This is a genomic window from Psychrobacillus sp. MER TA 171 (genome assembly GCF_023713305.1).
Lineage (GTDB): Bacteria > Bacillota > Bacilli > Bacillales_A > Planococcaceae > Psychrobacillus.
On record NZ_JAMAWN010000032.1, the window covers coordinates 1 to 21849 of the forward strand.

The following is a 21849-nucleotide window of genomic DNA, read 5'->3' on the forward strand; positions in this document are numbered from 1 at the left end:
ATACAATTGTTCCATTAAGAGTTTCCATTCGTCTAAATCAGTTCTTTTCATATGAAGCACCTCCTGTTGGTTAGTTTTCTATACCAACCTCGAGGGTTTTTATAAACTTCTTAACTTGATAGCTATGTCATCCCGTAGGAGTCGCCGTCTGGAGCTCCAATCAATAAATAGGAACCTCTTTGATGCATCGATAAATTGGTTATAAATTTACTCGCTTAAACAAAGCCGAAAAACTGTCACCAACCCCAATTTCATAATTTATTTGTCATTTGAAGGTCACTTATATAATGTTTACAGTCTATATATAAAAAGAATTGTTAGTCAAAATCAACCTATAACTTTAACAAAGCTTTTTAAAATAACACCAAAAAGTATGTATAGCGACTGCCTCCTATTAGATTAAATTTGACAATCCTGTAAACGTTCCTTCAAAATCATCCTGGAGAGTGAGAGAAATCATACTATATCCTTTTATACATGTTTATACTTAAGATAACATGGTATGTATGAAGCACAGGAGGAGTGATTACTTTGAAAAAGGTAGTTGTCGTAGGTGGGGGAATAACGGGACTTTCAGTCATGCATTATTTGCACCAGCTTAAAAATGAAAAATCCTTACAATTTGAAATGACCTTGATCGAATCAAATGAATACTTAGGAGGCAAGATTCATTCCGTACATAAGGATGACTTTATTATGGAGGTGGGCGCAGATTCTATAGTCGCGCGTCATGAATCAGTATTACCTTTAGTGGAGGAACTGGGATTAGAGGATGAGCTAGTATATAATGCAACAGGAATTTCTTATTTATATACGAATAATGAACTGCATGCCATTCCGGCTGATTCTGTGTTTGGGATTCCTACAAGTGTAGAATCGCTTGAAAGTAGTACCCTTGTGTCAGATGAAGGGAAAGAGGAAGCCTTAAAGGATTTAGATATGCCGAACGAAGGGTTTACGAAGGAAAGCTCTATTGGCTCTTTTTTAAAGCATTTTTTAGGGGAGGAGCTTGTGGAGAAACAGGTTGCTCCTGTTCTTTCTGGCGTATATTCTGGGGACTTGGACAAGCTGACTATGGAAACAACGTTGCCCTATTTGGTCGATTATAAAAATCAATACGGTAGTATTATCAAAGGACTCGGGGCTAACAAGGAGCAATTTCAAAAGTCTGCTAATAAGAAGTTTATTTCCTTTAAGGATGGCTTGTCTACACTAATTAACGGTATAGAAAAAGAGCTTATAGACTCTACTATTATTAAAGGCGCTTATGTCACTAATATAGAGCAAAAGGATAGTATGTATTATGTGTCATTATCGGATCATCAAGTAGTAGAAGCAGATTATGTTATTTTAGCAACACCGCATGACGTAGCACAAAAAGTATTAAATCATAAGGAATTAGATACTGATTTCCATAAACTTAAAAACTCGTCTCTCATCAGTATTTATCTTGGTTTTGATATACCTGATGAGCAGCTACCTGCAGAGGGTACTGGTTATATTGTATCGGAAAACTCAGACGTGAAATGTAATGCTTGTACATGGACTAGCCGTAAATGGAAGCATACATCAAAAAATAGTAAGTTATTGGTTCGTATGTTTTATAAGAGCACGAACCCAGAATTTACACAGATGAAGCATATGACTGAGGAAGAACTAATTGAGGTTGCAATGAAGGATATAAGAAATAGTCTTAAGCTAGATGGTATTCCTCAGGTAGTAGAGGTAACAAAATGGAACGATATGATGCCAAATTATCATTTGCAACATGCAGAAGCGATCAAATCCCTTGAGAAAAAAATGAAGGAGCTATTCCCTCAAGTATTATTGGCTGGTTGCTCATATTATGGAGTAGGAATTGGCCCTTGTATCAAAAATGGTAAAGAAACAGCGGAACAAATTGTAGAAAAGATGAAGTAATGCAAGACAAGATTACAGAGGACATCCCAAAGAAGAAATTCTTTGGGATGTCCTCTTCTGTTTTTCTGCTCAAATGAATGGTTCTTTATTGTAAAAAGAGTAACTAAGAGTGCAAATAAATCATACATATAGAAAGTATGAGGTTAGGTTTGTTATAAAAAACAGTAAGGAGCACAAATTATGCCTACAAGCTGGTATCAAGCAATCCCTGAAATTGTAGACTTAGTAGTAAAAGACGCCCCAAGGTCAATTTTAGATATAGGTGTTGGATTTGGAAAATATGGATTATTATTAAGGGAAGTTTTTGATATCCCCTATGAACGGTATGAAAAGGAATCCTGGCATCTTCAAATGGACGGTATAGAAGGCTTCAAGGAATATAATAATCCAGTACATGACTATGTATATAATAATATTTATTATGGGAATATTTTCGAGGTGCTTCCTACTTTAACGAAGAGATACGATACTCTCTTATTGATAGATGTACTGGAGCATTTCGATAAAAAAGATGGATTGCAACTAATAGACGACTTATTAAAAATCACGAATAAATCTATTATTATATCAACCCCGCTATATCCAGCAGTGCAAGGGGAGTACTTAGGGAATGATCTAGAAACCCATAAAAGTCGGTGGAACATCATTGACTTCATTGATTATGATTTCAGATATAGTCAGGTAAAAATTCATGATAACGGGGCAAGTTTATTTAAAATATATCCGTCCCCTCAGAAGAAGCCTTCTTCTCCAAAAAATCATTTAAAGATTGGCTACCTTTTACCTCACCAGGGCTTAACCGGAGGAGTGAAGATGCTGTTATCGCAAATGGAAATGCTTCGCAAAAAAGGGCACCATATAACCGCATTTTTAAGAGGTAATTTGGAACAGGAGAAGGTCATTCCTTCTTGGTCAGATCTTGAAGTGGATAAGGAGGTTATTATCCCTTACGGTGCACCGACAAATAGCTATGTAGAAGAGTGTGACATAGTCGTCGTAGGTTGGGTATACCAAATGGCGGAGCTAAAGGATGTAAAGCCTGCAGTTTTCTATTGGGAGCAAGGGCATGAAAGATTATTTGGAGACATTCCTGAAGTAAACTATGAAGAAGTAAGGAATACATTAAAAAACTATTATAAAACGGGGATCCCTGTTGTAAGTGTATCTAACTGTATCGCTCATATATTGAAAACTAAATATGGCCTGGATACCGAGATTATTCCTAATGGGATAGATACTGAAGTTTATAGACCTATAAGCAAGATAGATGTTAGTGAAATACCAACTATTCTACTGGTGGGCAACCCAAGTCATGAATTTAAAGCATTTGGGGATGCTATGATTACTTTGAATTTATTATGGATTAAGGGTTATAAGTTTAAGGTGAAATGGGTGTGTCAATCGCATCCTGGTTACACTACGAATTTTCCTATGGAATTAATTGTCCATCCCCCTCAAGACGTTTTAGTGCAAAGCTACCAAGAAGCTGATCTCTTTTTATTTACCTCGCTTTACGAAGGCTTTGGAATGCCTCCTTTAGAAGCAATGGCTTGTGGGTTGCCTGTAGTAACAACAGATTGTGGAGGAGTAAGGGAGTTTGTGATTGATGGCTATAATTGCTTACTGGCGGATCCTGGAGATACTCATCAATTATCAGGGCATTTGGAGAAGCTTCTGAATGATATGGAACTAAGGAAAATGTTAGGCGAAAATGGAAGGCAAACTGCATTAAGCTTTCGATACGAGCATGTAGTAGATCAAATAGAGGAATATATGAAGAAAATTATATAGGATATAAACTAATTTATTTAAACTAATCTTCTTACATCTTCTAAACATTTATTCTTAACTGAAGTGCCCAAAATAAAAGATTAAAAAACGAGGATGATTGTGATTTTTCATAATCACCCTCGGATTTACAGAGGTCAATATTGATTTAGAGAAAATAGATTTAACGTACAACTTCTGTGCCATTCTTCACTCTTTTTAGCTGGACTACTATTATTATGCTGATAATTACGAGAAGAAACCAAGAACTAATCTTTCCAATATGAACGATGGACCATACTTGCTCTTGGTTAGGATATTGCCAAGCACCTAAAAAAGTAGTTATGTTCTCAGCAACCCAAATAAAGAAACCAATTAACAAGAACGATAGAATAATAGGCATTTTATATACCTTTTCATTTACACGAAAACTGACGACAGTCCGAAAGAATATGAGGAATAATAGGGCCTTTAAAATCCAACGTATATCGTAAAAGTAATGATGTATAAAAAAGTTCAAATAAATTAAAGCGCCTATCAGCACTGCAAAGATGGAAGCTGGCCATCGATAAATATGAAGGTCAAATCTTCGCCATGCCTGACAAATGTAGCTTGCTACACTTGCATACATAAATCCGCTGTAAAGCGGGACACCAAAAATTTTACTGTGTGCATCCTCTGGATAAGCCCATGAACCCATATGAACTTTAAAAAGTTCTAATGCTAAGCCAATAACATGAAATAGACAAATGACCTTAAATTCATCCCAAGTTTCTAATTTAGATGCTAGCATAAAGACCTGGCCAATAATACAAATAATGAGTATGAAATCATAGCGAGGCAAATACGGTATAGAAAATATCTTGGAGAGCGCTAGAGCTCCAAAAATAATTACAGGAAATAGGCATGAAATGGCTTGTAGATAACCAAAATATATAAAGTTCTTCACGTCATGGATTACCTCCTAACTGATGGTCTTTTTTGGTTTAAACAAACACATATAAAAGGGGACGAATAAAAAAAGAAGAAGTTTCTGAACTTTGATAGTCTATAAGGACTAACGCTTTCGAGAAATATTTAGAAAATATTCCTACCTTAATGACGCTTAATAGGATATAATATTCTCGTGAATCAGAGATATATTAAATGTCCGTAATAAGGGGTAATTTTAACAAAGGAGAATGTATGTGAGCGCTGAAAATAGTTCGGTTGATAGAAGAGTGAGAAGGACAAAGAAAATATTCAAGTCTCATTTTATAGAATTAGTGAAAGAAAAAGGCTATAAAAACGTTACCATTACGGATGTAGTAGAAAGAGCAGACTACAATCGAAGTACGTTTTATATATATTATAAGGATAAAGAGGATCTTGCGGAGGAGCTAGTGCTAGAAACTTTAAAGGATTTAGAATATGCTTTTCACAGCCCGTTCTTAGGAACTGCTGTTGTAGATTATCACAAAATTATTTCTACATCAAATGCTTTCTTCAAACATTTATATGATCATAGAAGCGTTTATGGTCTTTTATATGTAAAAGATTCAATCCCTGGATTTCAAGAGTGCTTTTTAAATAAATTCAAGGAAATATTCTACGGAATAACCTATCTAGATGAGTCTAATGAGGTCATTGGGATTAAACACTTCAATACTTATAAAATGTATGGGTCATACGGAGTGATTATAGAATGGCTACAAGAGGGCTGTATAGAAACGCCAGAAGAAATTGCAGATACACTTTTACAAATCTTTAAAACTTCAGAAAGTGCCTTTAAACTAGAGAAACCTTCTAATAGAAATTGAGATGCTAGGAAAACAAAACTTCCCATAGGCAATTTATAAGAAAAAGCACTTCTGTTCTCCTTGAACAGAAAGTGCCTTTTTTTATTGGTTTTTAACTTCATACTTAATAAATCTTACAAAAAGAGTGGACCAGTATTTACTGCTACTAGCCCACTTTCTTGGAAATATATATTATATTTGCTTTTCTTTTTCAGAGTCCACAAGTTTTTTATCATCTTTTTCTTCATCATTGATAATATCTCTCGTAGAAGTTTTAAATTCTTTTAAGGTTTGACCAACCGCTTTACCTAGTTGAGGTAGTTTGGAAGGACCAAAGATTACTAGAGCAATAATTAAAACTAGTATTAGACCCGGGATACCTATATTTGGCATATTGTTTCCTCCTTGTCTGTAATTTGAATGACGGTGCACGTTTACTATAACATATCATTACAGAAAAATGGTCTTTCCTAGCTTAGATTCGTTGACTAATCTATATAGAGATTACACTAATTCTTTTTCTTTTTTCGCAGAAACTAATTGTCCGCCACCGTTTTTCAGATACTTTATCATACCTTCTGTTGCTCTATACGTAAGGGCAGCAGCAGTTGGTGTTGGATTAGTAGGTCCAAAGTGAGGGAAAGCAGATGCTCCACATACAAATAGATTTTCTGCATCCCACATTTGAAGATAATTATTTACTGCAGACGTTTCTGGATTCTCACCCATAATTGCTCCACCAGCATCATGCTGGAATGTGAATCTGCCACCGAAATGTTCTGCCATTGGGATAACGTCTATTATATCAGCACCCATTTCTTTTACTACCTCAGCACATTTTTCTACAAGGAATTCGTTACGCTTGTGGTCTTCTGCTGTATAGTCGAATGTAACACGGATCAATGGATCTCCATTATCATCTTTATATACAGGATCTAAGTCTAAATAATGTTCCTTATGCGGTAAAATAGCTCTTTGTGAAACAACCGATACATTTCTATGGTAGTAATGTAATGAGTTTTTCTTGAATTCTTTACCCCAAGTTGGTGTTCCAAAAGGAGCTGGATTGTTCGCAATTGGTTCGTTTCCAAATAAGTGCATCTCTACTTGACCACCATGGATAAAATCGACATCACTATGGTCAAAGTTATCGGCATTGAAATCATTAAATGCTGAACCTAATGAACCTGTTCCAATGAAACTATTGAATTTCTCTTCTTCAAAGTAACCAATTGCTCCGGTAATTGTATGATGATCTGTATAGTTTTTTCCGATTACTCCAGTACCTGTTTTAGGATTATAAGGTTGTCCTATTCCAGATAAAAGAAGTAGACGAACATTATTAAATGTATAGCTTGTTAAAGCAACGATATCAGCTGGTTGCTCAAATACTTCACCAGTTCTAATATCTTTGTACAACACGCCTGTTGCTTTTCCATTTTCATATAGTACACGAGTAACTAAAGAATGAGTGCGTAATTCAAAGTTACCTGTCTTCTTAGCGGTTGGGATAACCGTTACAATCGGATCTGCTTTAGCCCCGTATTCACAACCATAGTTACCACAGAATGCGCAATATTGACAAGCGTTTAGTTGTTCTCCATCTGGATTTACATATGTTTCTGATACATTTGCAGTAGGAACTACAAACGGATGGCAACCAAGCTTTTCTGCTGCTTCATGGAACATTTTCATTTGTTTGAGTTTCTTTAAAGGTGGAGTAGGGTAGTCAATAGATCGTGGACCTGCCATAGGATCCACTTCCCCAGAAATACCAGCCATTTGTTCAAACTTAGAGTAGTATGGCTCTATTTCATCGTAAGTAAGACCCCAATCTTGGATAGTTACATCTTTCCCGATTTTACCTTCGCCGTACTTTTCAATTGTCTTACTGCGAATTTCAAAGTCATATGGGAAGTAACGATACGTTTGACCGCCCCAGTGAGCACCGCCGCCGCCAGTACCTGTACCTACAACTAGCGCATTTTCACTGCGGACTGGAGTTGCCTCATCATTTAATGTGTTTCTGAAAGTAATTGTATCTTTATTTAGTTTTTGCATTAGTTCTTTACGTACATTGTATTTTAGCTCATCGTGTCCATGAAGATAATCTTCAATAGATCTTTCAACTCCACGTTCAAGACCAACTACTTGATAACCAGCTTTAGTCAGCTCAGCAGCAACTATTCCGCCAGTCCAACCCATACCAGTTGTTACAACGTCTACTTTTGGTAATTTTGTAACCATAACCTTAGTAACCTCCATTTTTAAATTGCTTAGTGTTGATGTCCACCTAGACTAACAGGTGCTATTGAAACGAATTCTTCTTCATCTAAATAGGCAGTGTAAGACATTTGAGCTCCAGGGAATTCTTTCATCTTCCAGCCAGCCATGTCTTTGTTTCCACCATATAGTGGGTCAGCAAAGCACCCTTGAAGTGTTAGAGTTCTTAAATTAGTGAAGAATACTGCAGAGTTCATGAATTGCATTTCTACCTCACCCATTTGGAATGCAGTTAAAATCGCAATTTGTTGTTCCTCTGATAAATCTTTAAATAAAGTTCCATCGTGCTGTTTCTCAGAAACCTCGTTTAGCTTACGGACACCTTGAAGTAAAATTTCACTGTTGTCCAAAGGAATCTCACCAGCCTTAAATGGTCCCTTGCGGTAATCATCCGCATTAGTTCCCCATGGGCTAGCTAATGCCTTGTCGATAAAATATGGTACTCCTAAAGCAATAGCTCCTGGACCATGCTCATCCTCTGGATAGATTAGCTCAGTGGCAGCAGCTAATGCATCAAAGTCCTTTTGACGAACAAAAAACTGACGAGTCTCACTATAGTCTACGGCCTTATGAGTAGCGTCTACAGCAGTTTGAGTATTTTCTGACTTTCCGGCTACTAGGCTTCCAAGCGCTCCACCTAGTACGATACCTCCGACAGTAAGCCCGGAGTTTTTAATAAATTTACGTCTCGAAGAACGTTTATCTAAAAAAGTTTGTTTATTTTCTTGTTCTGACATTTTGGTAAACCTCCTATTATGATTTGCTTAATGGAATAAAGAATGCCAATTGTATATTAGTAAAAAGAAGCCTGTAAAAACTAGCAAACTGGCAATGAAATAAATCTGTACTTTTTCTGCCCAGCAAAGAACAATAATAGCTAAACCAATGCCTGCACCAAGTAATGCAAACCAAGGGAAAGAACTGTGAGAGAAATGAAGAAAAAGTGCAAAATCCGCTACTAGAAAGAGAGCAAGCAATATTTGATTCAATAACACTAGTTCTTCTCTATTATAATTAGACATTATTATCCTCCTTTATAAGTTGAAATTTTCTTAAGATGCTATTTCTGTAGAACTATGTAACGAAAGAATTTTATCAGTTAAAAGTATTATCTTCAATCATTAATAAAGGGACAATCGACTACTCACACAACATATTCATTGAAAGTGTCCATTTTTGCTAAATAATTAAGTTAGTTTCATAAATAAAATTTTTCCTACTAGATACGAACAAATTTTCTTAAATGGTTGAAACTATCTGCAGTGCCCATAGGTGATATGAAATGAAAAAAGAATAATCAACGATGATTATTTAAAAGAATACGTCTTAGGTCTTAGTGGCTTTCCATCTGCAGTCTCTTCATAGAGTTTTCTCTTTAAGAGATGATAAAGAAATAAAGAAGTATTGTTCGTGGGGTGGGAAGATGGAAAAGGCGGTTTATATTGTATTAAGTGACACAGGCACCTGGTTTTCTAGGTTGATAGGAATGTATACAGGGAAAAGTAAAAATCATGCATCGATTGCTTTTGATGAGGAATTGAATGAAGTATATAGCTTTGGAAGAAAGCAACGATACAATCCTATTAACGGAGGATTTGTGCAGGAAGATGCTCGTGGTGGATTACTGTATCATGCTAATTGTTCCATTTTAAAATACAAAGTATCTTTGGATGAATATGATCGGATGCGTGACAAGGTGCTTACTTTTAAAGCAGAGCAAAAGAAGTATAAATATAACTTGCTTGGTTTGTTTGGAATTGCTCTTCAGTTAAATATTCAAAGGGAGAATGCCTTCTTTTGTTCTCAGTTTGTTGCTACTATATTGAACGAGGCAACTATAGATATAGCCAAACCATCTCATGTTCAGCCACATCACTTTGCTGAATATCCAGACATCGAACTAATTTATGAAGGTAAGCTAATGCACTTTTTAGTGGAAGAATCGATTATTTTAATAGGAAAAGAGTTCGTTTTATAACTACTTCCTTTTTCCTATGCTGGAATATTTACTTATACATTTGGACAGAATGGAATAGAAGTAAAGTTAAAGCTAGGAGGATAAAAATTGGAAAAAGATCATTCTAACAATGAGACTAATCGTGAGACTGAGGATACGCTGACAAATAGACAGGGACATCCAATTACAAACAATCAAAATATCAGAACAGTTGGTAACCGTGGTCCAGCAACGCTTGAAAATTATGACTTCATCGAAAAAATAAGTCATTTTGACAGAGAGCGGATTCCAGAACGTGTAGTTCATGCACGCGGAGCTGGAGCACATGGGTATTTTGAAGCGTACGGAGCAGTTGGAAATGAAAGTATATCGAAATATACTAGGGCTAAGCTATTCCAGGAAAAAGGAAAAAGAACACCGGTTTTTGCTCGTTTTTCTTCCGTTATTCATGGAGGACATTCACCTGAAACGCTACGTGATCCTAGAGGATTTGCTGTGAAATTTTATACGGAGGATGGCAACTGGGACTTAGTAGGAAACAACTTAAAGATTTTCTTTATTCGTGATGCGATGAAATTTCCTGATATGATTCATGCATTTAAGCCAGATCCTGTTACAAATATTCAAGATGCAGAACGATTCTTTGATTTTTGTGCAAGCTCTCCGGAATCCTTTCATATGGTTACCTTCATTTATTCACCTTGGGGAATTCCAGCGAATTATCGCATGATGCAAGGCTCAGGAGTAAATACGTATAAATGGGTAAATAAAGATGGTGATGGAGTCCTGATCAAGTATCATTGGGAGCCTAAACAAGGAATTCGTAATTTAACTCAATCAGAAGCTGAAGAAATTCAAGCGAAGAATTTCAATCATGCTACTCAAGACTTATATGATGCTATTGAAAAGGGAGATTTTCCTGAGTGGGAGTTAAACGTTCAAATTATGAGTGATGGTGAACACCCTGAGTTAGATTTCGATCCGTTAGACGATACAAAGTTATGGCCGAATGATCAATTTCCATGGATGCCAGTTGGAAAAATGGTGTTAAACCGTAATCCTCAGGACTATTTTATGGAAGTGGAGCAAGCTGCATTTGGTACAGGGGTATTAGTAGATGGACTAGATTTCTCAGATGATAAAATGCTTCAGGGACGGACCTTCTCCTATTCTGATACTCAGCGTCATCGAGTAGGAGCTAATTATTTACAGCTGCCTATTAATGCACCGAAAAAGCGTGTGGCAACCAATCAAACAGGTGGCCAAATGGCATACCGATTAGATAGAGGCCCTTTTCAAAACCCTCATATTAACTACGAGCCATCTATTTTAGATGGATTACATGAGGCTGAACAAACTGGCAAGGAATACACCCCAATGATTAAAGGAAACTTAGTTAGAGAATCGATAGACCGCCAAAGTAATACGAAGCAAGCAGGGGAAACCTATCGTAATTTTGAACAGTGGGAGAAAACAGAGCTACTGTCTAACCTAGTGAATGATCTCTCTAAGTGTGACCCAAGAATTCAGGATAAGATGATTGCTCTAGCAGAGGAAGCGGATGAAGAGTACGGAAGACTCCTTAAGGAAGGCTTAAAAAATGCACCTAAAGGTGGCTCTAGTCAGCATCCACTTGGAGACGTAAATGGAGAAAAAGCTCCACAGCAAGCGGTAGAAAATAGTCATGAAGCCGATCCTTATTAATATAAAAAATTAATACTCTAATATAAACAAACGTGAAACCGCACCTTGATTTCACGTTTTTATTTTGTCTCAATTGGTAACTATAGAGCTACGAGAGGAAATAACAAGGTCTAAGGATTTAAAAATTCAGAGAGCTTTTCTTATTTTTCTTACTTTTAAAACCTATTGTTTTACTGGGGAATAGAGTTCCTATATACTAATGAATAATATAATAGTCTTGTTTTTCTTAACCATGAACAGACTTTAATGATGAGGAGATGTAGGATATGTCAAAAATTTATATTATTCATGAAAATGATGAGTGGACAATTCATTTAACTAAAAGATTAGAGGAACTTAATCTGCCTTATGAAAGTTGGCATTTAGACCAAGGAATTGTAGACTTAACGGTCGAACCACCAAGTGGTGTATTTTATAACCGCATGAGCGCATCTTCTCATACTAGGGGGCATAGGTATGCACCAGAGCTGGCTGGAGGCATGCTTACATGGTTGGAGCATCATGGAAGAACGGTATTTAATGGAACAAAAGCATTAAGCTTGGAACTGAGTAAAATCAATCAGTATGCAGCATTAGAAGCAAGCGGTATTCGAACACCTAAAACAATAGCTGCCGTTGGTAAGGAACACATCGTTTCTGCTGCGGAAAAATTAGGGGTTGTCCCTTTTATAACTAAACATAATAGAGCAGGGAAAGGACTAGGGGTTCAATTATTCCAAACAGTCGATGCATTAAAGGAATATATTTATGGCCCAATGTTTGATGAACCCGTGGATGGCATTACATTAATTCAAGAGTATATTCAATCTCCAGAATCGTATATTACAAGAGCAGAGTTTGTCGGAGGAAAGTACTTATATGCTGTTAGAGTGGATACCTCTGAGGGATTTGAACTCTGCCCGGCTGACTCGTGTCAAATTGGCGATGCCTTCTGTCCAGTGGGAGAGGAGCCAACTGTTAAACCAAAGTTTGAGATCCAAGAGGATTTAGAGGAAGGATGGATTGCAAAATATGAAGCCTTCCTTCAAAAAAACAAAATAGATGTTGCAGGTATTGAATTCATACGAGATAGTAATGGTGAAGTCTACACCTATGATGTAAACACGAATACGAATTACAATGCGGACGCTGAGGAAAAGGCTGGAAAATATGGCATGCTAGAGCTTGCTAAGTTTCTAGGAGCAACACTAGAAAGCTTAAAAGCATTTAATTAATAAACAAAGGAGGGACATGAGAAATTCATGCCTCTCCTTTAATAGTTATGTGATATTTTAAGAGAAATCCTCTTTTAAAATAGAGTAAATTTTTAAATCTACATGTTTCCCTTTTACTTTCATCCCTTTTCTCATAGTACCCTCATAGGACATCCCCACTTTTTCCATTACACGCGAGGAGCCGACATTCTCGACAAAGCATCTAGCCTGTATGCGTATTAAGTCCATGTGGTTAAAGCCAAAATGGATTAATGCTTCGGCAGCCTCAGTAGTTAACCCTTGTCCCCAGTAATCAGGAGAAAGAACGTATCCGATTTCAGCACTATCATGTTTAATTTGCCATTGGACGAAGTCGATAGTTCCGATAAACTGACCTGTTTCCTTATATTCAATCCCCCACGGTGCGATATCTTTTTTCTCGTACTGCTTTAGGATAAAATGAATGAATTCCTTCGTGTCCTCTATTGTATTATGCTGATCCCAAGTAACATACTTAGATACTTCTGGATTGGATCCATATGTATACATATCCTCTGCATCACCTAGCGTAATTTTCCGCAGTATGAGTCTTTCAGTTTCCAATTGTGGCAAGTCTCCGTAAATCGTTTGAATTTCCATTCCATAATATCCTCCTTTTGGTTAGTTCTTTCCATTATAATTTATTTAGCTTTGTTAAAGATATGGGTTTATTTTGACTAACATTTCTTTTTTAAAGTGACTGTAAACATAAACAAAGGTACTTTCAAATGTCTGTTAAATATAAATAGATGATGAAATTGGGGTTGGTGACCATTTTGAAGCTTTGTTTATGCTAGTAAATTTTTAGCGATTAATCGATGCTAAAGCTGTTCCATTTATTGATCGGAGCGCCAGACGGCGACTCCTACGGGATGAGTGAGACAGATAAGACATCACAACCACGCGCGTAAGCGATGGGTGATGGCTTATCGCTCACCCCGAGGAAAGCGTCCGGCTGGGGCAGAAATCAATTCTACTCTATGCTTTAAGATTTCTTTGCATCATAAATCAACCCTAACCTTTAACATAGCCATTTATTTTTAAAAAAAGAAAGACTATTTAGATATAATGGTAGTAAGCTAATTAAAAGAGAAAAGAGGGGGAAGTATGAGGAAATATGAGATTATCTTATTCGATTTGGACGGAACGTTGTCAGATCCTAAAATAGGAATTACAACCTCTATCCAATATGGGTTAGAAAAAATGGGGATTTTGGAGAAGGATCTTGAAAAGTTAGAGTGCTTTATCGGACCACCATTACTGATTTCTTTTGCAGATCATTATGGCTTTAATGAAAAGCAATGCCACCAAGCCATTGCTTTTTATAGAGAGAGATTTATAGAAACTGGCATGTATGAGAATGAACTTTACGAGGGTATTATCCCGTTGCTGGAAAAGTTAAAAGCGGCAGGGAAAAAGCTTGCAGTTGCGACCTCTAAGCCTACGGTATTTGCTATCGAAATTTTAAAGTATTTCCAAATTGAAGATTACTTTGATGTAGTGGCTGGTAGTGAATTAGATGGAACTAGGTCAGCTAAGGCAGAAATCATACAATATGTTCTAGACGAGTTTCAGGATAAAACGAAGGATAGTTTTGTCATGATTGGAGATAGAAAGCATGATATGATTGGAGCTAATTTAACGGGCATAGATTCCATAGGGGTAACGTATGGATTTGGATCGTCTGAAGAGTTGGAGCATGCGAGTGCTACTTACATTGTTGATAGTATAGAGGAGCTAGAGAAAATAATTGCTTAAAGAACTAGATTAAGCGAAGCTATTCTAAATGGTGATATAAAAGGAGTTGTGACAATGAGCTTTGTAGCTTTATTGATCAGTCTATTAGTAGTTGTTTTTGGTGTAGCTATTTTAACAGGAATCATCTATTTGTTGATGAAAGCATCTAAGAAGTAAAAGGATTTTAGATGAAAGTAAAAAGACCGATTGCTAAGTAGCGTTCGGTCTTTCCTTTTAATATTTATAGGATTGTCCACCATCGATTGTGATAACGCACGCATTTACAAACTTAGATTCATCAGATAACAAGAATGCAACAACGTTTGCTACCTCTTGAGGTCTACCGAAACGTTTCATAGGGTTAACGGAAACAAATGCTTTTCCAGCCTCTTCCCAGCCTTCTTCTCCACCAATTTGCTTTAAAGAAGCTTCTACCATAGGAGTCATGATGGCACCAGGAGCAATTGCATTAATATTAATACCGAATTGACCATATTCAATACCAGAGTTTCTAGTAAGGCCGACTACACCGTGTTTACTAGCAGAGTAACCCGACTGATTGCCGACACCACGAATACCGCCGACAGATGCAGTGTTTACTACAGAACCAGCTCCATTTTTTTTCATCTCAGCTAGTACATATTTTAAGCCATAAAATACTCCGTTTAGATTAACATTCACGACCTTGTGAAACTCTTCGATACCGAAATCCTCTGTCAGGTTTTGCTTGCCCTCTATTCCAGCATTGTTGAAAAATCCATCTATACGTCCAAACTTGTTAACTGTTTCATCCACATAGTTTTTAACTGCTGCCTCTTCTGCAACGTTTGCTGTAACTAGGAGTAATTCAGTATTTGGTGCCACTTCTAGGATACGACTTTTAGTTTCCTCTAGGCCATTGCTATTTAAATCTACCAGTGTCAGTTTAGCTCCATCCTTCGCCAAGGTTATGGCAGTGACCTGTCCTAGACCTGAACCAGCTCCAGTTATAATAATTACCTTTTCATTAAAACGTTTAGTCATAAACAGTTCCTCCATTTGTTAGTCTTTACTATATCTCGCATGCTATTAAATAGTACAAGTTAGGTTGCCACGAAAATGGCTTACTATACATTGGTTTCCTTGTTAATTTACAGACCTTTTAGTTTCCCTCTATAATAAAAGAGTTATATAGTGTGCTTAGTTTTTGAGTCGTATGTGTGAAGCTCTTTATAATAGATGTCTCAGCTACCTCTCATTATGTATTTAAGCGCTTTCTTATTTAGGAGGTACTAAAGTGAAGTTCGTTTCGTGGAATGTCAATGGGCTGAGAGCCTGTGTAAATAAAGGATTTTTAGATTACTTTCAGAAGGTAGATGCTGATGTTGTATGCCTTCAGGAAACCAAGCTGCAAGAAGGTCAAATCTCACTTGCTTTAGATGGTTATGAGCAGTATTGGAACTATGCATTGAAAAAAGGGTACTCGGGAACTGCTATCTTTACAAAGATTAAACCTATTTCAGTTAAATATGGAGTAGGAGACTTAGAAACCGAAGATGAAGGACGCATTATTACAATGGAGTTCGAGGATTTCTATTTAGTGAATGTTTACACTCCAAATGCCAAACGTGATTTAACAAGACTTGCTTATCGATTAGAGTGGGAAGACGACATGCGTACATATTTAACGCAGTTAGATACTATAAAGCCTGTACTCATGTGTGGAGATTTAAACGTGGCTCACGCTGAAATAGATTTGAAAAATGCTAAGTCCAATAAAGGTAATTCAGGATTTACGACAGAGGAAAGAGGGAAGATGACCTCGTTATTGGCAGAAGGGTTTGTCGATACCTACCGATACTTCCATCCAGACCAAGAGGGCGCGTACACGTGGTGGTCATACATGAGTAAGGTGAGGGAGCGCAATATCGGCTGGCGCATTGATTATTTTATAGCATCCGAAAGGTTAATCCCCCGACTGATCAGTGCTTCGATTGACGCAGATGTGTTAGGTAGCGATCATTGTCCCATTTTATTAGAAATAAAGGACGAAATGTCATGAATAGCTTATAAAATATTCAATATATTAAGGGAAAGGATACTATCCCTTAATAAAATAGAGTACAATGTGTTTAAAATAGAAAAATTCTGGAGGTACCAATAGATGAATGGTTTAGCTATCCAATTAAATGAGAAAATGCAAAAAGAAAATCCTGCAATTTTTAATATGTTATCCGATTTAGGCAAAAATCTATACTATCCAAAAGGAATATTAAGTCAAAGTGCAGAAGCTGGAAAAAAAGCACATCGCTTTAATGCTACTATTGGGATTGCTATTGAAAATGGAGAGCCTATGCATTTTCGTCATATTCAAGATAAATTAGATTATAGTCCTAGCGACATTTATCCATATGCTCCACCCCAAGGGAAGGAGGCACTTCGTTCTGCTTGGAAGGAAAAACTACTGATCGACAACCCCTCTTTACAAGGGAAAAACTTTGGATTACCGATTGTTACTAATGCATTAACTCATGGACTAAGTATTGTTGCCGATTTATTTATGAATCCTGGTGATGTAGTAATTACCCCCGATCAATACTGGGGTAATTACAATACAGTCTTTCAAATAAGAAGAGGAGGAAAGGTGGAAACTTTCCCTCTATTTAATGAAAATGGCGGCTTTGACGTAGAAGGCTTCCGAGCTACACTTTTAAAGCAGACAGGAAAAGCTATTGTATTATTAAACTTTCCTAACAATCCTACTGGCTTTACTCCATCTGTTCAAGAAGGAGAAGCAATTGTCGAGGCCTTGAAGGAAGCGGCTGATGGCGGTTTAGATATAGTAGTGGTATTAGATGATGCCTATTTCGGTCTTTTTTATGAGGATTCTATGAAGGAATCACTATTTGCCCTACTAGCGGGTGCCCATTCTAATATATTACCTATTAAAGTAGATGGAGCAACGAAAGAAAATTACGTTTGGGGTCTCCGGGTTGGTTTTATCACCTATGCTGCTACTCCAGACGTATTAGACGCACTAGAGCAAAAGACAAAGGGTATTATTCGAGGTACCATCTCAAGTGGTTCCCATATTTCCCAAACGCTGATTTTAGAGTCGCTTAAATCAGATGACTTCCAAAAGGAAAAACAAGAGAAGTTCAATATTATGCTAGGAAGAGCAACTAAAACAAAAGAAGTACTTGCAGATGCAAGATTTGATGCTTACTGGACATACTATCCATTTAACTCTGGCTACTTCATGTGCTTAAAACTTCATGATTTAGATGCAGAAACGCTTCGTTTACATTTACTAGATCAATATGGTGTTGGTGTTATTGCTAGTAATACAACTGATATTCGTGTAGCCTTCTCTTGTGTAGAAGAAGAGGATATTGAAGAGCTATTTAACCTAATCTATAAGGGCTGCCAAGATCTAACTAAATAATTTTGACCTGTTAAAACTACCTAAGAAAAACTTAGGTAGTTTTTTGCGGTATTAAGGAGTTTAGCAATTAAACTTAGAGATAGCATATTTTATCTTATAGAGAGATTTGAATAGGATAGGAAACTTATCGGCCGTTCTATTACTTATATTTATTAAATATGTGATTGTATTTCTGTCCGAGAGAATTAATACCAATTGGTACGCATATTTTATAGAGTATTAAATCTATTTTCTTTAGTGGTTCGAAAGAAAGAAGGGGGGATTGAAATGCGGAGAAGAAGAGAGTCATCGGTCATATTTCAAATATTTATAGGTAGTTGTATTGCTATGGTTGTTTTGTTTGGTTTGTACCTTATTGCTGACAAAGACAAGGAAGAACGGTCTGGAGAGCCAGAGAAAGTTGACACAGTTACGGAGATTGAAAAAGAAGAGCCACAGGTAGAAGGAAAGACGACTCCGAGTCCTTCAAATCCTAATGTTAAAGTCGAATACTCTTCTAAAGAATGGGTGACTCACGGTGGAGATTACTATAATAGGAGATATTCGGTACTCGATCAAATTACATCAGAGAACATTGGAGATTTAAAGCCAACCTGGGTAACTAGTTTAGGTTCTGGAGCAGAGCCTAAGTATTCAGGAGAGGCAACTCCATTAGTCGTGGATGGAATTATGTATGTGGCAACCGGTGCTAATGATATATTTGCTTTAGATGCCAAAACTGGTGAATTGATATGGGCTACGAGCCGGATATTAGCCAAGAGATGGATACTGTATGCTGTGGTTGGACAACGCGAGGTCTAGCTGTAGGAGATGGGAAAGTATATGCAGGTCTACTAGATGCACGTCTTATCGCTTTGGATCAAAAAACGGGAGAATTGCAATGGGAGACAAAGGTTGCAGAATGGGAGGAAGGCTATACCGTCACTAGTGCCCCTCTTTATTATAATGGTAAGGTCTACACCGGAGTGGCAGGAGGTGAATATGGAATTCGTGGTCGCGTAATGGCGTATGATGCGGATTTAGGATACGAAGTATGGAGATTCTATACCATACCAGGTCCAGGTGATATAAATGGCGATACTTGGCCAGACAATGATTCTTGGTTGACTGGCGGAGGACCTGTTTGGAATACTCCAGCTGTAGATCCTGAGCTTGGATATATTTACTTTGCTACTGGCAATACAGCACCTGACTTAGATGGAAGCAACCGAGAGGGTGATAATTTATATGCTAACTCGGTTGTTGCTGTTAATGCAGAAAATGGAGACTATGTTTGGCACTTCCAAGAGGTGCATCATGATATATGGGATATGGATCCAGCCAATCCTGTTGTTTTGTTTGACGTAGAAAAAGATGGTGTGATGAGAAAGGGACTTGGGCAGGCAGGGAAAACTGGCTGGGTGTATTTCTTAGATCGAACCGACGGGACACCGCTTATTGGTATTGAAGAAAAGCCCGTTCCACAATTGGCAGAACAAAAAACCTCTCCTACCCAACCTTTCCCGGTTGGGGATGCATTCGTACCTCAAGGAGTTTTCCAGGATGACGTTGATAAGGATTTAGGAGATACATTTGAAGGGCAAATAGGAGACATATTTACTCCTTTCTGGGAGGAGCCAATCACACTTAAGCCGGGTCCAGCAGGCGGAGCAAATTGGCCACCTTCTGCATATAATCCGGATACTGAGTTGTTCTATGTGCTAGGGAATGATAATTATTTTTCCTTTGCAAGACAAGAAGATGAAGCGTTCGAAGAGGGTTCTATGTATATAGGAAGCATAATGCAGCCAGTTTCTAATGCACCTGTAAGAGGTACAGTAACTGCATTAGATGTGAAAACAAATAAAATAGTTTGGCAGCAAAATTGGGATGCACAAGCATACAGTGGAGTATTAACAACTAAAGGGAATCTAGTTTTTGTAGGTCACAACGATGGAAGGCTGATAGCCTTTGATGCAAAAACAGGTAACCAATTATGGGAGTATATGATGGATGCGGGGGCCAATGCTCCTTCTATCACATATGAAATAGACGGAGAGCAGTATATTTCTATTTATGCGGCAGGCAATGCTTTAGCGGGATCGAAGCATGGAGATAAAATATATACCTTCAAGCTTGGAGGTAGCTTACCTGAAGGGCAAGTGATTGATGGCTCTGTTAAAGAAAAGGTAAGTGTGAATGAAGAAACGGAAGGAGCAACCGTTAGTTCTGACTTTGGTCTTTCTGTTTATACAAACAGCTGCATAGCTTGTCATGGAGATCAAGGTGCCAATGGACACAATGGGCCAAATCTTCAAGATAGTAAATTTGCAGAAAACAGAGAAAACGTAATAGATCGAATAACTAATGGAGGAACTACTATGCCTTCGTTTAATGAGACATTAACCCAAGAGGAAATAGATGCAGTTGCGGATTATGTCTTGACGGCCATCTCTCCTTTAGGTAAATAATAAGATAGGCAGTTTAGCCAGTCCTGTGAGGGGGCTGGCTTTGTTGTGGTTAATTTTCCATGCGAAAGGGTAAATAGTGTATACTAAGTTCAATAGTTATTAGAAGGAGATCATCATGAAAAAAATTTATGCCGATGACAGTTTAGCATTACATACTGATTTATATCAGATAAATATGGTGGAGGCCTACTGGGCTGATAATATGCATGAGAGAAAAGCAGTGTTTGAATTATTTTTCCGAAAGCTTCCTTTTGGGAATGGTTATGGCATTTTTGCTGGTCTAGAAAGATGTCTGGATTACTTAAGAGATTTTCATTTTTCGGAAAGCGATTTAGAGTACTTGCAAAATGGACTAGGGTATCGTGATGATTTTATAGATTACTTAAAAACGGTTCGTTTTACTGGTGATGTTTATTCGATGAAAGAAGGGGAATTAGTATTTCCTAATGAGCCAATTATTCGAGTGGAATCTACTCTAGCAGAAGCACAATTAGTAGAGACCGCTTTGCTTAACATCGTGAATTATCAAACGTTAATTGCTACTAAGGGATCTCGTATTAAACAGGTGGTCAAAGACGAAGTGGCAATGGAATTTGGCTCTCGACGTGCTCAAGAAATGGATGCTGCAATTTGGGGAACTCGTGCAGCCTTTATCGGAGGGATTGAGGCGACTAGTAATGTTCGCGCTGGCAAAATGTTTGGTATCCCTGTCTCTGGAACACATGCACATTCCATGGTGCAAGCATATAAAAGTGAGTATGATGCCTTTCACTCATATGCAAAAAGACACAAGGATTGTGTTTTCCTCGTAGATACATATAATACCTTGAAAACAGGTGTGCCAACTGCTATTAAAGTAGCTAAAGAGCTAGGGGATAAGATAAATTTCATAGGTATTCGCTTAGATTCAGGAGATATCTCGTTCTTATCGAAGGAAGCTAGAAAAATGCTAGATGCAGCAGGGTTTCCAAATGCTAAAATAATCGTTTCTAATGATTTAGACGAGTATACTATTTTGAACTTAAAGGCTCAGGGAGCAAAGGTAGACAGCTGGGGGATTGGCACTAAGCTGATTACAGGATATGACCAGCCTGCACTTGGTGCTGTATATAAAATTGTATCTATTGAAAATGAAGCAGGGGTAATGGAGGATACTATCAAAATCTCCTCTACTACTGAAAAAGTTACTACTCCTGGGCAGAAAAAGCTCTTCCGTATTATAGATAAGGAAAACGGTAAGGCTGAGGGTGATTACATTGCTATGCATGATGAAGACCCTGCTCATGAGGAACGTCTAAAAATGTTCCACCCTGTCCATACCTTCGTTTCAAAATTTGTCACGAACTTTGAGGCTAAGGATTTACATGTAAAGGTAATCGAAAACGGGACAGTAATTTATAATAACCCAGATCTTGCGGAAATTCGGAATTATGCTCATGATAATTTGGATTTGCTTTGGGAGGAATATAAGCGTTCTCTTAATCCAGAGGAATATCCTGTTGATTTAAGCCAGAAGTGCTGGGACAATAAAATGCGTAACATTCAAGAAGTGAAGGAAATGGAGCAAAATCTTATTTCAAACAATGGAGGGATTTAA

19 protein-coding genes are annotated in these 21849 nt (G+C 37.4%); 12 read left to right on the plus strand and 7 right to left on the minus strand.

Features of this window, described 5'->3' with window-relative positions; translation table 11 throughout:
- The first annotated feature begins 531 nt into the window (after window positions 1-531).
- Window positions 532-1920, plus strand: a complete 1389-nt coding sequence (locus M3627_RS18975) for a protoporphyrinogen oxidase (protein ID WP_169360513.1) — start codon at window positions 532-534, stop codon at window positions 1918-1920.
- Between the two features lie 180 nt (window positions 1921-2100).
- Entirely contained in the window at window positions 2101-3711 is a 1611-nt protein-coding gene (locus M3627_RS18980) for a glycosyltransferase family 4 protein (RefSeq protein ID WP_169360512.1), read from the plus strand.
- A 160-nt stretch (window positions 3712-3871) separates the two neighbouring features.
- Here M3627_RS18980 and M3627_RS18985 read toward each other — a convergent pair whose 3' ends face one another.
- The gene (locus tag M3627_RS18985; protein WP_169360533.1) at window positions 3872-4645 is read right to left on the minus strand and encodes a DUF817 family protein; all 774 of its coding nucleotides are present in this window, start codon (window positions 4643-4645) and stop codon (window positions 3872-3874) included.
- 229 nt (window positions 4646-4874) lie between these two features.
- Here M3627_RS18985 and M3627_RS18990 point away from each other — a divergent pair, with 229 nt between their 5' ends.
- Window positions 4875-5486: a TetR/AcrR family transcriptional regulator C-terminal domain-containing protein gene (locus tag M3627_RS18990; protein WP_169360511.1), complete on the plus strand. Its 612-nt coding sequence runs from the start codon at window positions 4875-4877 to the stop codon at window positions 5484-5486.
- Window positions 5487-5657: 171 nt separating this feature from the next.
- On the opposite strand, the gene M3627_RS18995 is transcribed toward M3627_RS18990, so the two are convergent.
- The 4 genes from M3627_RS18995 to M3627_RS19010 form a co-directional block, all read right to left on the minus strand.
- Complete coding sequence (locus M3627_RS18995) at window positions 5658-5858, minus strand: twin-arginine translocase TatA/TatE family subunit (RefSeq protein WP_169360510.1); 201 nt, start codon at window positions 5856-5858, stop codon at window positions 5658-5660.
- A 111-nt stretch (window positions 5859-5969) separates the two neighbouring features.
- Window positions 5970-7712 carry a GMC family oxidoreductase gene (locus M3627_RS19000; protein WP_169360509.1) on the minus strand — a complete coding sequence of 581 codons (1743 nt, stop codon included), beginning with the start codon at window positions 7710-7712 and terminating at the stop codon, window positions 5970-5972.
- Window positions 7713-7741: 29 nt separating this feature from the next.
- Entirely contained in the window at window positions 7742-8485 is a 744-nt protein-coding gene (locus M3627_RS19005) for a gluconate 2-dehydrogenase subunit 3 family protein (RefSeq protein WP_169360508.1), read from the minus strand.
- 27 nt (window positions 8486-8512) lie between these two features.
- On the minus strand, window positions 8513-8770 hold the full coding sequence (locus M3627_RS19010) for a hypothetical protein (protein ID WP_169360507.1): 258 nt from the start codon (window positions 8768-8770) through the stop codon (window positions 8513-8515).
- A gap of 401 nt (window positions 8771-9171) precedes the next feature.
- On the opposite strand from M3627_RS19010, the gene M3627_RS19015 reads away from it, so the two are divergent.
- The 3 genes from M3627_RS19015 to M3627_RS19025 all read left to right on the plus strand — a co-directional run bounded on the left by M3627_RS19015 (window position 9172) and on the right by M3627_RS19025 (window position 12623).
- Window positions 9172-9726 (plus strand): hypothetical protein, encoded by a 555-nt coding sequence (locus M3627_RS19015; RefSeq protein ID WP_251557037.1) that lies wholly within the window; start codon window positions 9172-9174, stop codon window positions 9724-9726.
- Between the two features lie 87 nt (window positions 9727-9813).
- On the plus strand, window positions 9814-11409 hold the full coding sequence (locus M3627_RS19020; protein ID WP_251557039.1) for a catalase: 1596 nt from the start codon (window positions 9814-9816) through the stop codon (window positions 11407-11409).
- Between the two features lie 266 nt (window positions 11410-11675).
- Window positions 11676-12623, plus strand: coding sequence for an ATP-grasp domain-containing protein (locus M3627_RS19025; protein ID WP_251557041.1), 948 nt, complete (start codon window positions 11676-11678; stop codon window positions 12621-12623).
- Window positions 12624-12680: 57 nt separating this feature from the next.
- Here the strand turns inward: M3627_RS19025 and M3627_RS19030 are convergent, their stop codons facing one another.
- Window positions 12681-13241, minus strand: coding sequence for a GNAT family N-acetyltransferase (locus tag M3627_RS19030; protein ID WP_251557042.1), 561 nt, complete (start codon window positions 13239-13241; stop codon window positions 12681-12683).
- Window positions 13242-13748: 507 nt separating this feature from the next.
- On the opposite strand from M3627_RS19030, the gene M3627_RS19035 reads away from it, so the two are divergent.
- A complete protein-coding gene (locus M3627_RS19035; RefSeq protein WP_251557044.1) occupies window positions 13749-14399 on the plus strand; it encodes an HAD family hydrolase in 651 nt (216 codons plus the stop codon).
- 213 nt (window positions 14400-14612) lie between these two features.
- On the opposite strand, the gene M3627_RS19040 is transcribed toward M3627_RS19035, so the two are convergent.
- Window positions 14613-15401, minus strand: a complete 789-nt coding sequence (locus M3627_RS19040; protein ID WP_169360501.1) for an SDR family oxidoreductase — start codon at window positions 15399-15401, stop codon at window positions 14613-14615.
- 253 nt (window positions 15402-15654) lie between these two features.
- Between M3627_RS19040 and M3627_RS19045 the strand changes: the two genes are divergently transcribed.
- The 5 genes from M3627_RS19045 (at window position 15655) to M3627_RS19065 (ending at window position 21849) form a co-directional block, all read left to right on the plus strand.
- Window positions 15655-16419 carry an exodeoxyribonuclease III gene (locus M3627_RS19045; protein WP_169360500.1) on the plus strand — a complete coding sequence of 255 codons (765 nt, stop codon included), beginning with the start codon at window positions 15655-15657 and terminating at the stop codon, window positions 16417-16419.
- A gap of 102 nt (window positions 16420-16521) precedes the next feature.
- Window positions 16522-17802 (plus strand): aminotransferase class I/II-fold pyridoxal phosphate-dependent enzyme, encoded by a 1281-nt coding sequence (locus M3627_RS19050; RefSeq protein WP_251557046.1) that lies wholly within the window; start codon window positions 16522-16524, stop codon window positions 17800-17802.
- Between the two features lie 267 nt (window positions 17803-18069).
- On the plus strand, window positions 18070-18603 hold the full coding sequence (locus M3627_RS19055) for a PQQ-binding-like beta-propeller repeat protein (protein WP_251557047.1): 534 nt from the start codon (window positions 18070-18072) through the stop codon (window positions 18601-18603).
- Window positions 18534-20252 carry an outer membrane protein assembly factor BamB family protein gene (locus M3627_RS19060; RefSeq protein WP_251557049.1) on the plus strand — a complete coding sequence of 573 codons (1719 nt, stop codon included), beginning with the start codon at window positions 18534-18536 and terminating at the stop codon, window positions 20250-20252. Before M3627_RS19055 ends, M3627_RS19060 begins: the two co-directional genes overlap by 70 nt.
- A gap of 115 nt (window positions 20253-20367) precedes the next feature.
- The gene (locus M3627_RS19065; protein WP_251557050.1) at window positions 20368-21849 is read left to right on the plus strand and encodes a nicotinate phosphoribosyltransferase; all 1482 of its coding nucleotides are present in this window, start codon (window positions 20368-20370) and stop codon (window positions 21847-21849) included.